Annotated in this window: 14 protein-coding genes; 8 read left to right on the forward strand and 6 right to left on the reverse strand. The window is 51.8% G+C overall.

Annotation, left to right across the window (positions count from 1 at the left end; genetic code table 11):
- The first annotated feature begins 174 nt into the window (after window positions 1–174).
- Window positions 175–1,671 carry a family 16 glycosylhydrolase gene (locus BUA40_RS03425; protein ID WP_255369190.1) on the forward strand — a complete coding sequence of 499 codons (1,497 nt, stop codon included), beginning with the start codon at window positions 175–177 and terminating at the stop codon, window positions 1,669–1,671.
- Window positions 1,672–1,674: 3 nt separating this feature from the next.
- On the opposite strand, the gene BUA40_RS03430 is transcribed toward BUA40_RS03425, so the two are convergent.
- Complete coding sequence (locus BUA40_RS03430; protein ID WP_072798395.1) at window positions 1,675–2,559, reverse strand: hypothetical protein; 885 nt, start codon at window positions 2,557–2,559, stop codon at window positions 1,675–1,677.
- A gap of 24 nt (window positions 2,560–2,583) precedes the next feature.
- Window positions 2,584–3,777 (reverse strand): class I SAM-dependent rRNA methyltransferase, encoded by a 1,194-nt coding sequence (locus BUA40_RS03435; RefSeq protein ID WP_072798398.1) that lies wholly within the window; start codon window positions 3,775–3,777, stop codon window positions 2,584–2,586.
- Between the two features lie 160 nt (window positions 3,778–3,937).
- Here BUA40_RS03435 and BUA40_RS03440 point away from each other — a divergent pair, with 160 nt between their 5' ends.
- A complete protein-coding gene (locus BUA40_RS03440; protein ID WP_255369191.1) occupies window positions 3,938–4,306 on the forward strand; it encodes a VanZ family protein in 369 nt (122 codons plus the stop codon).
- 61 nt (window positions 4,307–4,367) lie between these two features.
- Here BUA40_RS03440 and murB read toward each other — a convergent pair whose 3' ends face one another.
- Window positions 4,368–5,279, reverse strand: coding sequence for a UDP-N-acetylmuramate dehydrogenase (gene murB, locus BUA40_RS03445; RefSeq protein WP_072798403.1), 912 nt, complete (start codon window positions 5,277–5,279; stop codon window positions 4,368–4,370).
- Window positions 5,280–5,316: 37 nt separating this feature from the next.
- Between murB and BUA40_RS03450 the strand changes: the two genes are divergently transcribed.
- Genes BUA40_RS03450 through BUA40_RS03460 form a run of 3 tightly spaced genes read left to right on the forward strand, consistent with a single transcriptional unit; the run spans window position 5,317 to window position 8,792 of the window.
- Window positions 5,317–6,441 carry a toprim domain-containing protein gene (locus BUA40_RS03450; protein ID WP_072798405.1) on the forward strand — a complete coding sequence of 375 codons (1,125 nt, stop codon included), beginning with the start codon at window positions 5,317–5,319 and terminating at the stop codon, window positions 6,439–6,441.
- Entirely contained in the window at window positions 6,441–7,472 is a 1,032-nt protein-coding gene (gene mtgA, locus BUA40_RS03455; protein ID WP_072798407.1) for a monofunctional biosynthetic peptidoglycan transglycosylase, read from the forward strand. The genes BUA40_RS03450 and mtgA overlap by 1 nt, the downstream gene beginning before the upstream one ends.
- A 48-nt stretch (window positions 7,473–7,520) precedes the next feature.
- Window positions 7,521–8,792, forward strand: a complete 1,272-nt coding sequence (locus tag BUA40_RS03460; RefSeq protein ID WP_072798409.1) for an argininosuccinate synthase — start codon at window positions 7,521–7,523, stop codon at window positions 8,790–8,792.
- Between the two features lie 92 nt (window positions 8,793–8,884).
- Here BUA40_RS03460 and BUA40_RS03465 read toward each other — a convergent pair whose 3' ends face one another.
- On the reverse strand, window positions 8,885–9,385 hold the full coding sequence (locus BUA40_RS03465; RefSeq protein ID WP_072798411.1) for a hypothetical protein: 501 nt from the start codon (window positions 9,383–9,385) through the stop codon (window positions 8,885–8,887).
- A 114-nt stretch (window positions 9,386–9,499) separates the two neighbouring features.
- Here BUA40_RS03465 and BUA40_RS03470 point away from each other — a divergent pair, with 114 nt between their 5' ends.
- Window positions 9,500–10,396: a DUF3078 domain-containing protein gene (locus BUA40_RS03470; protein WP_072798414.1), complete on the forward strand. Its 897-nt coding sequence runs from the start codon at window positions 9,500–9,502 to the stop codon at window positions 10,394–10,396.
- A 77-nt stretch (window positions 10,397–10,473) separates the two neighbouring features.
- Here BUA40_RS03470 and rdgB read toward each other — a convergent pair whose 3' ends face one another.
- The gene (gene rdgB / locus BUA40_RS03475; protein ID WP_072798416.1) at window positions 10,474–11,097 is read right to left on the reverse strand and encodes an RdgB/HAM1 family non-canonical purine NTP pyrophosphatase; all 624 of its coding nucleotides are present in this window, start codon (window positions 11,095–11,097) and stop codon (window positions 10,474–10,476) included.
- Complete coding sequence (locus tag BUA40_RS03480) at window positions 11,097–11,288, reverse strand: TM2 domain-containing protein (RefSeq protein WP_072798419.1); 192 nt, start codon at window positions 11,286–11,288, stop codon at window positions 11,097–11,099. Before BUA40_RS03480 ends, rdgB begins: the two co-directional genes overlap by 1 nt.
- Window positions 11,289–11,361: 73 nt before the next feature.
- Between BUA40_RS03480 and BUA40_RS03485 the strand changes: the two genes are divergently transcribed.
- Together BUA40_RS03485 and BUA40_RS03490 are read left to right on the forward strand one after the other, a co-directional pair.
- Window positions 11,362–12,006, forward strand: coding sequence for an ABC transporter permease (locus tag BUA40_RS03485; RefSeq protein ID WP_072798421.1), 645 nt, complete (start codon window positions 11,362–11,364; stop codon window positions 12,004–12,006).
- A 320-nt stretch (window positions 12,007–12,326) separates the two neighbouring features.
- Window positions 12,327–14,093, forward strand: a complete 1,767-nt coding sequence (locus tag BUA40_RS03490) for a pectate lyase family protein (protein WP_072798851.1) — start codon at window positions 12,327–12,329, stop codon at window positions 14,091–14,093.
- The last annotated feature ends 25 nt before the right edge of the window (window positions 14,094–14,118 follow it).

Raw genomic sequence — 14,118 nt, forward strand, 5'->3', positions numbered from 1 at the left:
AGTGTCAGGCCGTCAACGCGTGCAACGCGTTGCTAGTATCCTAGGGCTATGCCCGTATATGAAGAACCGCCGGCTATGCCGGCGGGTCACTTTTTACTTGCTACCGATTTTTTTCTTTGTGAAAAGGCTTTTTGAAAGTATATTTAAGAGGCAAGTGTTGGGTGAGGATTGGATATGAAAAAACGTTTTGTAATCTCGAGTATTGTGGCTTTGTCGGCGTCGTTCGCGTTCGCCGACCCGCCGGCGAATTTTAGCGGTTGGGAAAAGGTATTCGAAGACAACTTCGACGGCACAAGCCTCGACAAGTCTAAATGGAACCCGACGTACAACTGGGGCCCCACTCACAACCACCGTGCCTATTGTGCCGAAGAGAACGTGATTGTCTCTGACGGTACGCTCAAACTTAAAGGCGAAAAGAAAAAGCACCCCGATGCTAGCGGCAGAACGGCCAAGTTCAACGGTAAAGAAATCCCGGTTGACTACACATCGGGTGCCATTGATACCAAGGGAAAATTTGAAGTCAAGTACGGTTATATCGAAGGCCGTTTCAAGGCTCCGTCGCAAAAGGGAACCTGGCCTGCCTTCTGGACACTGCAAGACGGCTGGCCTCCGGAAATTGATATTTTGGAAATTCCCGCTTCGCGCAAACAGCACCATTACTACTTGCATTACACCGACCCGAGCTGGTACAACAGTCACGGTTCGGCTTGGGACCACGAAGCTTCCTTCGGCGGTCATAAGGATGATGACGTGGATCGTTCCGCAGGATTCCACAACTACGGCGTGGAATGGGACGAAGGGACTCTCAGCTTTTACTTTGACGATAAAAAGTTCGCAAGCTACAATCGCCCGACCGAAATCAAGCAGCTCGCGGCGCAGTACATTATCGTGAACCTTGCTATTGGTGGCTGGGCTGGTGATGATATTGATATCACGACGGATAAGCCTGCGTATTTTGAAGCGGACTGGGTGCGCGTGTGGCAAGCTAAGCCTGCGAAACCCGATACGGTACGCATTTTCTCGATGAATTTTGGAACCTGCATGGTGCGGACGGCTGAAGATAAACTTGCGCTTGGCGATTGCAATGGCGACAATGCCGTCGCAACAATTACGCCGCTTTCTTCAACGACTTACCGCATCAACTTCGGTGACTTGTCGATTGATACTCCGAACGAGTCGACTGATGCCGGCATTACAATGGGCTTGTACAAGTGGAATGCGGGCGGACACCAGAAGGTCGTGATGGAAAAACAGTCCGGCTACGAAGGCTCCGTGGTGCGCATGAAGATGCAACACAGCAACATGTACTTGCGTGCAACGACGGATGGCGAACGCGTGGTGCAGAGCTGGTCCGATGACTGGGAATGGAACCAGATGTGGCGCCTGTTGCCGGATACGGCTACGGTCGATTCTGGCCGAACCGCACTCGGTAATTTTGCAAGCGTGTACGGAACCTCGGTGCATTATGCCGATGGACAGTTGTTTGTAGAACTGGCGAGTGCTTTCAAAAATGGGGCGACAGTTCGCGTTCTGGATTTGCAGGGCCGCGAAGTCATGCGCAAGCAGACTATGCACGGTGTTGCGTTGAATGTAGGTTCGTTGCCCGCCGGCTTATACCATGTCGCGGTAAGCGACGGCAAATGCGTTGATGTCAAACGGTTCAAGAAGTAGAACTTAGAACCAGTATCCGAGCGATGTGTTGGCGGTCGGGTAGACGCCGCCGTTAAAGTAGAGACTGCTGAGGAGCGTTGCTCCGAGAGAAACTTTCCAGTGGTTGTTAATCCACTTGGAGGCTCCGATGTATTGGCTCAATACGAAGGGTAAGTCAACGCGTGTCCTGAAACCGAAATCCTGCTCGATGGCGGGCAAGTAGATCATCGGCGAGTAGGAAAGAGCGAAACTGTTCCAGTAAAAAGAAGTGTAGGCGCCGCCACCAAGGCGTGCTTGCCATACGTACTTTTCTTTGAAATGCTTGACTTCGGAAGTTTCGGTGCAGCCGGTGCTTTTTGTATAGGTGGTACATTCGTAGTAGTCGAACGAAGCCTCGCCTAGGTCATAGAGTCCCAAATCAAAGTAAGCCCCCACTTCGAAATGTTTCTTGTTGATTCCGCCGGTGACGCGCGCGTATAGGCCGGGATCCAATCCGAGGGAGTAACCCCATGACAAGTCGCTACTCGATTTGAACAGGTGAGTGAATGCGAGCGAAACGGGGAACCGGTTTCGCTTGTAGCGGAAGTCCTTGATCTTGGTTCTTGACATGATGGTAAAATCGCCATCGTCAGAAACTAGGGGGTCAATGTCGCTTTCTTTCAGTCCGGTGTTGTGGACGTCCTTCATTTTCATTTCATCTTTCGTGGTATAGTTGAGCGAAAGAGAAAGTCCCTTGATCGAAGAGTTGTTCGGGAGTTCTTTGCCGATGCCGGTAAAATTGTCGGGAACACCGATTTCGAAGGTTCCTTGCGTCAGGTTGCCCTGCCTGTAGATAGGGTTGGTACAGCCCGTAAAGAGTACGGTGCAAGAGAGTCCTGCCAGCAGAGCTTTTAAGTGAAAATGCCTCATTGTTTCCTCTTCCCCCCGGAAGTGTTACACAACTTGAACGAGCAATCCCTTGAGGTACTGGCCTTCGGGGAAGGCTGTATTCACGGGGTGGTCGGCGGGTTGGCCGAAGCGTTCAATGATTTGAACGCGCCGATGTGCATCGGCGGCGGCATCCGCGATAATCTTCTGGAATAAGTCCATTTCCATAAGGCCCGAGCAGCTGAAGGTCGCGAGCATGCCGCCTTCGGCCAAGAGCTTCATGGCGAGCAGGTTGATGTCCTTGTAGCCGCGGGCACCCTTCTGGAGGTTGTCCTTGCTTTCTACGAACTTGGGCGGGTCCAGCACGATGAGGTCGAATGTTTCGGCCTTGTCGCGGCACTTGCGCAGATACTGGAACACGTCGGCTTCCACATGTGTGGCGTGAGCGGTGCTGAGCTTGTTGCGCATGATGCCTTCCTTGGCGAGCTTGAGAGCGTCCTTGGATACATCCACCTGATAAACTTTTTCGCAACCGCCGCGGAGAGCGTAGAGCCCGAAGCCGCCGGTATAGCAGAAACAGTTCAGAACCTTCTTGCCCTTGGAAATTTCGCCAATGCGGCGACGAGCATCGCGCTGGTCCAGGTAGTAACCGGTCTTGTGACCGTTCTTCACGTCGATGGGGAAGAGGATTCCGTTTTCGTTAATGATGACTGGTTCGTCCGGCACTTCGCCGTAGACGCAACCGGTGCGCAGCTGCAGGCCTTCTTTCTTGCGCACGTCGGAATCGCAGCGTTCGTAAATGCCGCGGCAGTGCGTCTTTTCGGCGAGCAGCTCGTAAATGTCTTTGCGGTGGACTTCGGCGCCGGCGGCGAGGATTTCCACGGAGTAAATGTCGGCGTACTTGTCGATGATGCAGCCTGGAATGCCGTCGTTCTCGGCGTTAATCAGGCGGAAGGCGGATTCCTTGTCATCGATGTCAAAGCCGCGGCTCTTGCGTGCAGCGATCGCGCGGTCGAGCAAGTCGCTAAAAAATTCGCGGTCAATGTTTGCCTTTTCGCCGAACGTCCAGAAGCGCCCGCGGATCTGGGACTTGGGCGAGTACGCCGCAAGACCCAGAAAGTCGCTCTTGTAGCTGTAAACTTCAACGGTGTCGCCAAGTTCCGGGTCGCCGATGACTTCGTCAACGGCTCCGCTAAAAATCCAGGGGTGATAACGCAGTGCGGACTTTTCGCGTCCGGCTTTCAAGGTAATTGCTTTCATGGATTCAAATTTAGAAATAATGTAGACTTTTGAAGATGCTCTCTTTTTCTATCTTTGGGCCCATACCTCAAAGCGCCAAAGGCGCGACCTCATACCTAAGATGTTTGAATCGCTATTTGACAAATACCCCTTCTTTAGAGCGGTGCCCTGCGTGCTCTGCATGGCGATCATTTTTAAGATTTCTTCGCTGACGAATGAACAGCTGCAGGATTTTCCGCATATTTGGGATAAACTGGCCCACTTTTGCGAATACGCAACGCTTGCCGGTTGCTATGCTATGCTCTGGACTCGGGGCGAATGGTCCAAGCGCCAGTGGCTGCGTGTGCTTGTGGTAGGTGTACTCGCTTTGATTTACGGCTGTACCGACGAATACCACCAGAGTTTTGTGGAAGGCCGCGACAGCAGCGTGCTTGACTTGGTGGCTGACTTGACCGGTGGACTCACGGGCGGCATTGTTTACGCCGTTGTCACGCGAATCTTGAATCGCTTTGACCCGGTGCCGGAAGAAAAAGTAGACAGTAGGCCGTAGGAAGTAGACAGTGTCATCCTGAGTCCTGAAACGAGTTCAGGATAAACAAGTCGAAGGATCCTTACTCAAATTCTCCGAGTAATATTATTTCGCGGTGCAGTTGGATGCCGAATTTCTCGGCAACTCTTGCCTGCACGAATTTGCTTAAATTCATGATGTCTGCGGCGGTTGCTCCACCCACGTTTACGATGAAGTTCGCATGTACGGTGCTGACTTCGGCACCACCCATGCGGTAGCCCTTGAGGCCTGTCTGCTCAATGTAATAGCCCGGCGCAATTTGTGTGGGTGTGTCGGCGGCTCCGGCGGAAAGGCGCTTGAAGGTGGAGCCTGCATTCGGCATGTTCAGCGGCTGGCTTGCCTTGCGCTTCGCCATACATTCGGCGAGTTCCGCTTCGAGGTCAGCGACGGTCTTGCCTTCTGCACTTGCTGCGGGCAACTGGAATGTGGCGGAGACAATCGTTTCACCTAATTTTTGGAAGGCGCTTTGTCTGTAGCCGAAACCGCATTCGCTTGCGGCGTGCTCATGTAAGTTGCCGTCGGTGTCAATCGTCGTGACGGTGGTGCAGCAGGTTCCGATTTCTTGGCCGTAGGCACCTGCGTTCATGTAAATCGCGCCACCCAAGGTTCCCGGAATTCCGGCGAGCTTGTGGATGCCTGCAAAACCTTGCTTCATCGCGTTGCGTGCAAACCTGCCCAGCGGAGTGGCGGCACCGACATGGAATGCTCCGTTTCCTAAATCATTTATTTCTGAAAATTTACCCGCAAGCGTAATCACGATGCCATCAAAGCCTTTGTCTGCAACCAGCAGGTTCGTGCCGTTCCCTAAAATAAAGTAGGGAAGCGCTTTTTCGTGCGCTAAGGCGAAAGCTTCCTTTAAATCGTCGGCATTTTCCGCTTTTACGAAATAGCGTGCCGGCCCTCCGACCTTAAAGGAAGTGTGCTTGCACATAGGTTCGTTTTCAGAAAGAATCATAGCAGAAATATAGAATTCTTGCTATTATTTCTCCACCATGACCAACGAAGAACTGAAACAATTCAAGTCGGCTATTTCGATTACGGCCGTTGCGCAGAGCCTGGGAGTAGAAGTCTCTCATGGCAAATGCCGTTGTTTCTTTCCGCAGCGTCATTCGCATGGTGACCGTACGCCGTCGGTTTCGATTTCCGAAGAACGCGGAACTTTCCGTTGCTGGGTTTGCGACGATGTTCGCGGCGACGTGATTTCGTTGGTTCAACTGGTAAAGGATTGCGGCTTTACCGAAGCGCTGAACTGGCTCATGGAACAGTACCCGTTCCTGGTGCCAGCCTCCGCCCGTAAGGAAATGGCGAAAATCGCCGAACGTGCTGCCAATGCGGCGGCACGTCCGCGTACGACAAGTGCGCCTGCGGCTCGCGTGCCCGAAGTGGCCCTGCCGCCTGAACCTGAGGAACCGCCGCTGGTTTCTGACGATGACCGCAAAAAGATTATCCTTTCGTTCCTCAAACGCTTAAGCCCTGTCGACAATACGCCTGCGGGCAAGTGGCTCGCTCGCCGTCGCATCTACAAGCCCGTGTGGGACAAGATGCTTTTGCGCACCATTACCAATTACGAAGAGGTGAACAACAGCCTCAAGGCGGACTTTGGCGAAGAGGTGCTGAAGTACGTGGGTCTCTTTAACGACAAGGGCCATTTGCGTTACTACAAGCACCCGTTGATTTTCCCGTATCTGGACCCGCAGCGCAGAGCGTTCTATTTCCAGTCTCGCGCCATCGATAACACGGTGGTGCCCAAGGAACTTAACTTGCGCGGCACGGTACCGTACCCGTACAATATGGTGGCGCTGGACCAAAAACCGGGTTGGGTCTATTTGTGCGAAGGCGTGGTCGATACGCTCACGTTTTTAGGACAAAGGATCAATGCGGTCGGAATTCCCGGTGTCCGCAGCTTCAAAGTGGAGTGGTTGAATCTTTTTAGAAACAAAAACGTGGTTCTTTGTCTGGATCATGATGAAGCAGGCCGTTCAGGCATGGAATATATCGGCAACTTGTTCACACAAGCGGGCATTCATAATGTAATTTTAGGCGAAGGGATGGAAAACTTGCCCACGGCCATGAAAGAAGGTGAAGACATCAATGATTGGTTCGGAGGAAAGAAGTAATGGATAAAGTGAAGTTGTATTTTGGTAAGGTCAAGGACTTTTTTAAGTGGTTCGTGAACACGACGTTTGCTCGTGTTGCGGGTGTTATACTCAAGTGGCTTTACCGGATTATCAATTTCATTATCCGTCAGGCTTTGTTGATCCTGATTATCTATTCGGCCATTTTCTCGGCGGCAGCGTCTTACGCCTTGTACCGAGCCTTTATTTACGGCTACGATATTTACGACGGCGTGGCACAGCTTAAAGATACTCAGCCCGAAATGAGCAAGTATATGGAGGCTCTGCGCGATTCGAACCCGAATATCGAAATCAAGCACACCTACGTGCCGCTTGATTCCATTAGCCCGTACCTGCGCAAGGCGGTCATTGCAAGCGAAGATGCCGGTTTCTACTTCCATCCGGGATTTGACATTCGTGCCATTGCCGAAGCCTTGGATGCAAACCAGATGGCGGGGAAGACCAAGTTCGGAGGCTCTACGATTACGCAGCAGCTCGCGAAGAACCTGTTCTTGAGCGGGGAACGCTCCTTCAACCGCAAGTTCAAGGAACTTGCCTACGCGCTCCTGATGGAACATGAGCTCGGCAAGGACCGCATTCTGGAACTGTACCTGAATTACGCCCAGTGGGGCAAGGATATCTTTGGCTGTCAGGAAGCCTGCCGTACCTATTACAAGAAGAGCTGCGCCAAGCTGAGTGTCGATCAGGCTATCAACCTGGCTGCCATGCTCGCAAGCCCGGGCAAGCATCACCCGAACATGCGCGAAAGCCAGTTCATGGCCAAGCGTCGCGCCGTGATTTACCAGAACATGTTCCCCAAGAAGGACAGCGTGCTGGTGGATTCCTTGCGCCAGCTGATGGCTCCGATTCCCAAAGACAGTGCTGCCAAGGCAAAGGCATCGGAAAAATCTATAGAAAAGAGCCCGGCTAAAAACCCGGACAAAAAGCCCGAGAAGGCTCCGGAGAAAAATTCGTCGAAGACCTCTGAAAAGTCGGCGAAAGCTCCCGCGAAAGCCTCTACCAAAAAGAAATAAAAGTTTCTATATTTGACTTGTCTAAAATTTTCTTAAAGGACGCTAAAAATGGCTAAGAAAGAATCCAAGAAGAAGGTTGTCCTCGCTTATAGCGGTGGACTCGATACTTCCATCATCATCCCCTGGCTCAAGGAAAACTACGACTGCGAAGTGATCGCTTTCGCTGCCGACCTCGGTCAGAACGACTTCCCGGACGCTAAGGCCCTCGAAGACAAGGCTCTCAAGACTGGCGCTTCCAAGTGCTACGTTCTTGACCTCAAGAAGGAATTCCTCGAAGACTACGTTTGGCCGACCGTTCGCGCCGGTGCTAAGTACGAAGGAACCTACCTCCTGGGTACCTCTTTCGCCCGTCCGCTCATCGCCAAGTACCAGGTGAAGATTGCTGAAAAGGAAGGCGCCTACGCTGTTGCTCACGGTGCTACCGGTAAGGGTAACGACCAGGTCCGTTTTGAACTGACCTACGCCGCTCTCAACCCGAAGCTTGAAATCATTGCTCCGTGGAAGGACCCGAAGTGGACGTTCCACAGCCGTGAAGACGCTATCGACTACGCTGCCGCTCACAAGATTCCGCTCAACGGCATCAGCAAGAAGAAGATCTACTCCGAAGACGGTAACCTGTGGCACCTCTCTCACGAAGGTGGCGTTCTGGAATTCCCGGAACAGGAACACAAGTACGAATTCCTCAAGCACACCAACACGTATGAAAAGGCCCCGAACAAGGCTGATCACGTGACGATTACCTTCGATAAGGGTAATCCGGTTGCTATCGACGGCAAGAAGATGGGCGCTGTCGAACTCCTCGAATACCTGAACAAGATTGGTGGCAAGAACGCTTGCGGTCTCTTGGACATCGTCGAAAACCGCCTCGTCGGCCTGAAGAGCCGCGGCGTGTACGAAACTCCGGGTGGCACGCTCCTGTACAAGGCTCACGAATGCCTGCAGCAGCTCGTGCTCGACAAGGAAACTTTGTTCGAAGCCCAGAAGATGTCTATGACCTATGCCAACCTCGTGTACAATGGCCAGTGGTTCACTCCGCTCCGCCAGGCTATGGATGCCTTCTTCGCTGAAGTGAATAAGGTTGTTACCGGTGACGTGACCCTCAAGCTCTATAAGGGTAACATTATTCCGGCCGGCATCAAGAGCCCCTACAGCCTCTACGACATGGGCCTCGGTGGATTCACCGACGTTGACATGTACGACCAGAAGGACGCAACGGGCTTCATCCGCTGCTATGGCCTCCCGCTCAAGACGCGTGCTCTGTTGCTCGGCAACAAGACCAACGTCGACTTCGGCAAGCCGGTTGTTCTTCCGAAAAAGTAAAGAGACAGCTCGCACAAGCGTGCGTCTAAAAAATCCTCGGTTCAGTTTATCTGACCGAGGATTTTTTTTAACTTCAAACTTCCTACTGCCTACTAGAATTCAAACATATACCCAGCTCCCCATAGGAGCATCGGGGCGTCGTGCTCGACGAACTTTTGAGTGGGAACGCTAATTTGTGTGTAGAACCCGTACAGGTGAGACCACAGTTCTATAGAAACGTCACCGATTTCTTTGAAGTTGTGGGGGTATAGGGTAGGGCCGTTGGCCTTGTTGATTTCCTTGTGCATCCCGTTGGGGGCTCTGGCGTATTCGTAACCGCCGCCGAGGCCTGCGTCAAGGTGAAAGGGGTTGCCGTAAAAGAAGGTCCAGAGCAGGCTTCCTCGAACGCCGCACCAAAAGTCGTTGGTATTGTGTAGAAAACCCATTCCCTGTGCACGGAACATGACTTCTTTGTAGCCGACACCGGCGACGGCGACAATCGGGGTTTGGTTCCTGATTCCCAGGCCGGCGTTAAAACGCCAGTTGTCTGCATGGCTAAAAACGGCTAAAAAAAGAACGAATAGGAACGTGCAAAAAAAACGGGGGCGAAACATAGTTCAAATATAGACAAAACTTATCAATATACTCGCAAAAACCTGTTTTTATTCCTATATTGTTTTGCATAAAACTCGGCCCGCCGTAGCACGGACCACAAAAAAGGAATCAATATGAAGATGAAATCACTTATCAAGGCTTGCGCATTCGCTTGCGCTTTTGCCGCTCCTGCAATGGCTGAAGGTGGCATGTTCGAAGGGACTCTCCCGGAAAACTGGACCGCTGACGTGGTCGCTGCAGTTCGCTATAACTGGTACAACTTCAGCAACTGGCAGAAGGACGGTACCTCGAACTATACTTGGCTCGTGACCTACGATGCCGACGTTCAGGGTAAGTGGAAAGTCGCCAACTGGCGTAACCTCATCGACATTGACCTCGGTCAGACTTGGACCAAGGGCGTGGGCAAGCGTAAGTCCAACGACCGCCTCTTCTGGGAATCCATGCTTGACTTCAACATGACCGAAGTCCTCAAGCCCTACGTTGGTAACCGCTTTGAAACTCAGTTCATGGCTGGCTACGAATATAGCGAAGACGAAGATGGCAACGAAGTCAGAACCGCAATTTCTAGCTTCATGGATCCTGCATACGAAACGCAGGTTGCCGGTCTTGCTTACGTTCCGAACGAAAACTTCTCTCAGCGCCTCGGCTTTGCAAACCGTATGACCATTTCTAGGGGCTACGGCTATGCTGACAAGCATTATAAGGAAAAGGTCGAAGCTGGTCAGAGAGGTTCCATTAAGGAGTTCCGCGACGAACCCGGTCTCGAATCTATCACCGAAGCCAAGTATGCCTTCTCTGACATCGTGAGCTTCAAGACCCGTCTGTGGGCCTTCACCAACTTCGAAGGTACTGAACAGATTGATGGCCTTTGGGAAAACCTGCTCTCTGTGATGATTGCACCGCTCGTTGAACTCCAGGTTGGCTTCGACATGGCCTACGACTGGGATCTCGACGAAGATACGCAGTACAAGAGCATGGTGCTCTTCGGTCTGACCTGGCGCTGGTTCTAATCGCAGCGAAGCAGCTCTTTAAATCAACAGATAAAAAAATCCTCGGCTTAGCCGAGGATTTTTTTACTTCCTACTGTCTACTTCTCCAAATCCGCTTTCATCGCCCTAATGGCATTTCCGCGGTGGCTGATGCCTTTCTTTTCTGCAAGTTCCATCTGCGCGAAGGTGCGGTCGAATCCGTCAGGAACAAACAGCGGATCGTATCCGAATCCCATGTCACCGACGGGGGCGAAGTTGATTTGCCCGCGGCATTCGCCTTCGTAAATCTTCGGTTCGCTCACGGTCCACTTGCCGTCGACTTCAGCGACTTTCTGGTAGGAGAGTGCGCAGAAGTAGCGGGCGGTGCGGTCCTTGACGCCTTCCAACTTTTGCATCAGCTTGTCGTTGTTGGCTTGGTCGTTGCCGTGGTAGCCGCAGTAGCGGGCGCTGTAAATGCCCGGTTCGCCGTTCAGCGCAAAAACCTCGAGGCCGGAATCGTCTGCAAGTACCGAGGCTTCGATCTTCTTTTCGCAGAGCCACTTGGCTACGGTGCTTGACTTGATGATGGCGTTCGCTTCAAAGGAATCGCCGTCTTCGACGATGTCCCCTTCGAAGCCGATGTCCTTGAGGGTCTTGAATTCCTTGTTCTCGGTTCCGAGAATGTGGGCGAAGTCCCTGATTTTCCCGGGGTTGCCCGTAGCGATAACAAATAAATGCTTCATTAGTACTTTTCCGGTTTCATGACGATAAGGATGGCGTCGACGACAATGCCTACGCCGCAGAGACCGCCGGTGCAAAGCCAGAGAATACCGGTCCAAATTTTGCCTTCGTAAAAACGGTGCAGACCCAGATAGCCCAGCAAAATGCAAAGGGCGAGGGCAATCCACTTGTTATGTTCACCTTGAGCGGGCATAAAAAACTCCTTGGTTTAAGGCAATCCAAATATAGAAAATAGCGGTGCGTCCAAAATTTTCTACATTGGAGTTGTGCTCCACGTATTTAAACACGAAATGCGCTTGATATTTAGGGATCCCCGATTCTGGATTCCTTTCATTATTCCGCCAGTGATTTTGGCGGCAAGCCAGGCGATTGCCGTGTCGCGTTATGGTGGGCAGATTATGCAGGGCATGGAAGGTTATATGATGCTTCTGCTGGGGTGCCTCATGGCTCCCATGGGTTCGCCCCTAGCGGCTGACAGTTTTGCGGGGGAGCGCGAACGTAATTCGCTCGAGCTTTTGCAACTGTCTCCGATTGCACCCGTTAAACTCTTTTGGGGCAAGCTTTTGGCGGTGTTGCCGTTCCCGGTAGCGTTCTCGCTTTTGGCGGAATTTGCTTACTGGTTTTCTCATCCTGAAATTTCTACGACAGTGGCGATGGCGTCTATTCTCGGGGCTTTTTCTGCGGTTCTCCTGACCACTTCGTTTTCGCTGATGCTTTCGCTTCGGGTAAAGACGGTGCGTGCTGCAGCGCATCTTTCGCTGTTCGTGGTGGTTCCGCTTTTGCTGCTGGTGCAGCTGGGGCACGAGGCCTTTTTGCAGGGGCTGTTTGTTCCGTCGGTGTTTTTTGTCCTGTCTGTGGTGGTATGTGCCGCCGCGATTTTCGGGGGCATGCGCAAGTTTGTGAGCCTGTAGCTCGCCATTTGCCGATTTTTGCCTAAAATCGCCGATTTTTCTAAAAAAAGAGTTCAAAGCGCCTTAAGGGGCGCTTTTTTTATTCTTAGAATTCCTTAAAATGCGATATGTAAAAAATATTTTTGAGAACATTTTAGAAATGGCGATTTTTATTTAAAATCGCCATTTTCTTGTTTTATGCGCTAGAATAACGAAAAAAGTGCATTTTATTTTTGAAATGCCTATTGACTTTTGGTTGTTTTGATTATAAATTTTGAGAAGAAATTTGAGAACATTTTCGAGCGTGGTGGCTTGAAATGACAAAATAAGGGATGGATGATATGGTTAAAACACAGAAAAACTGGTATAGAACTCTTGCCGTAGGCGCAGCATTGGGCGCAGCCCTCGCAACTTCCGCGATTGCGGCCACGTCACCTGATTTTCCGCTGACGGGCTGGGCGACCCAAAACGGCAGCACCACTGGCGGAGCCAATTACGGCACAGTCACCGTTGACAACGTCAGCGATCTTAAAAGCTACGCCAAAGCGGGCAACAAAACAATCTACATCAAGCCTGGTACTTATGCAGGTACCGTGGAAGTCGGTAGCAACGTTACCCTTTACGGCTATCCTGGAGTCACAATCACTCAGCCGTCCAAAGGAAGCGGTATCAAGATTTCCGGCTCCAAGAACGTGATTGTTCGAAACATTTCTGTGCAAGGTGTTGGTGCGGTCGATGAAGATGATGAAGACTGCTTACAAATAAACCATGAAGCAAAAAACATTTGGATTGACCATGTTCATGTCTACGACGGGCACGACGGTAACATGGACATTGTAAACCAGTCTGATTATATTACAGTCTCGTGGAGCAAATTCACCTATACGTCCAAATCTAAGAACCATCAATTTTCCAATCTTTTCGGCAATAGTGATTCAAAAACTGCAGATGCTAACGCCTTGAAGATTACCGCACACCACAACTGGTGGGGTGATGGTGTAAAGGAACGTATGCCCCGCGTGAGATTTGGCCAGGTTCATGTGGTCAACAACCTCTACACAAGCTCTGCTGCAAGCTATTGTGTTCGTGCCGGCATGAAGGCAAACATCCGTGTCGAAAGCAATGTGTTCATCGGCGTAAAAAATCCTTTGGATTACAACAATCAGTCCAAAGAAGATGCCAAAGTTTCGATGATTAACAACTATTACGAAAAGACCTCCGGCAACACAACAGGCCAAGGAACTGCGTTCACGCCGCCATACCAAATGAGCGTTACCGATGTGAGTAATCAGGCAAAAGCTTACGCGCTCCGCGATTCCATCCAGGCTTACGCTGGCCCAACGCTCCCGGCTCCGGGTAGCTCGCAGGTGACTCCGGTTTCTTCTTCTAGTGTGCAGCAGTCCAGCTCTTCGCAGGCAAAGTCCAGCAGCAGCGTTGTGCCTGCATCGAGTTCTTCTGCCAAGTCCAGCTCGTCGCAGACGCCTGTCGCGGGCGAGGCTAGCCTCACCAAGCACGGCTCGGGCAGTGCGACCCAGGAAGTTGCCCAGGGTGCCTCTATCGTGGAATTCTACTACACGATTGAAGGCGCAACAGGCGCCACCGTAACGGGCCTTCCGCAGGGTGTGACGGGTACGCTCAAGGGTCTTGACTATTACATTTCGGGCACTGTCGCTTCTACGGCTGCACCGGGTGCCTACAAGTTCACCGTGACGACGACGGGTGCTTCCAAGAATGCGTCCAAGAGCGGAACGATTACGGTTACCGGTACGGGAACTTCTGCTCCGACGTCTAGTTCGGGTGTTGCGGAGTCAAGCTCCTCGCAAACGGAAGAACCGAAGTCTAGTTCCTCTGAAACGGTCGTAAGTTCCAGCTCTGAAACGAGTACCGCCATCATGGCGAACGTGCAGACTCCGCGCTTCAATGTCTCTGTCGAAGGTAGAACCTTGTCGGTGCAGGGCGCCACTCGTTCGGCTTACCTCCTTGATGCTCAGGGCAAGCTCGTTGCGAAGGTGAATCCCTCGGGTAGCGCATGCTCTATCGCTGTTCCTCGCGCCGGTTCTTACCTCTTGCGAGTCGGCAACGAAATGCGTCAAGTTAACATACGATAGTTATTTCTCTATAGCAAAGTTCCGG

The organism is Fibrobacter sp. UWT2 (assembly GCF_900142545.1).
Lineage (GTDB): Bacteria > Fibrobacterota > Fibrobacteria > Fibrobacterales > Fibrobacteraceae > Fibrobacter.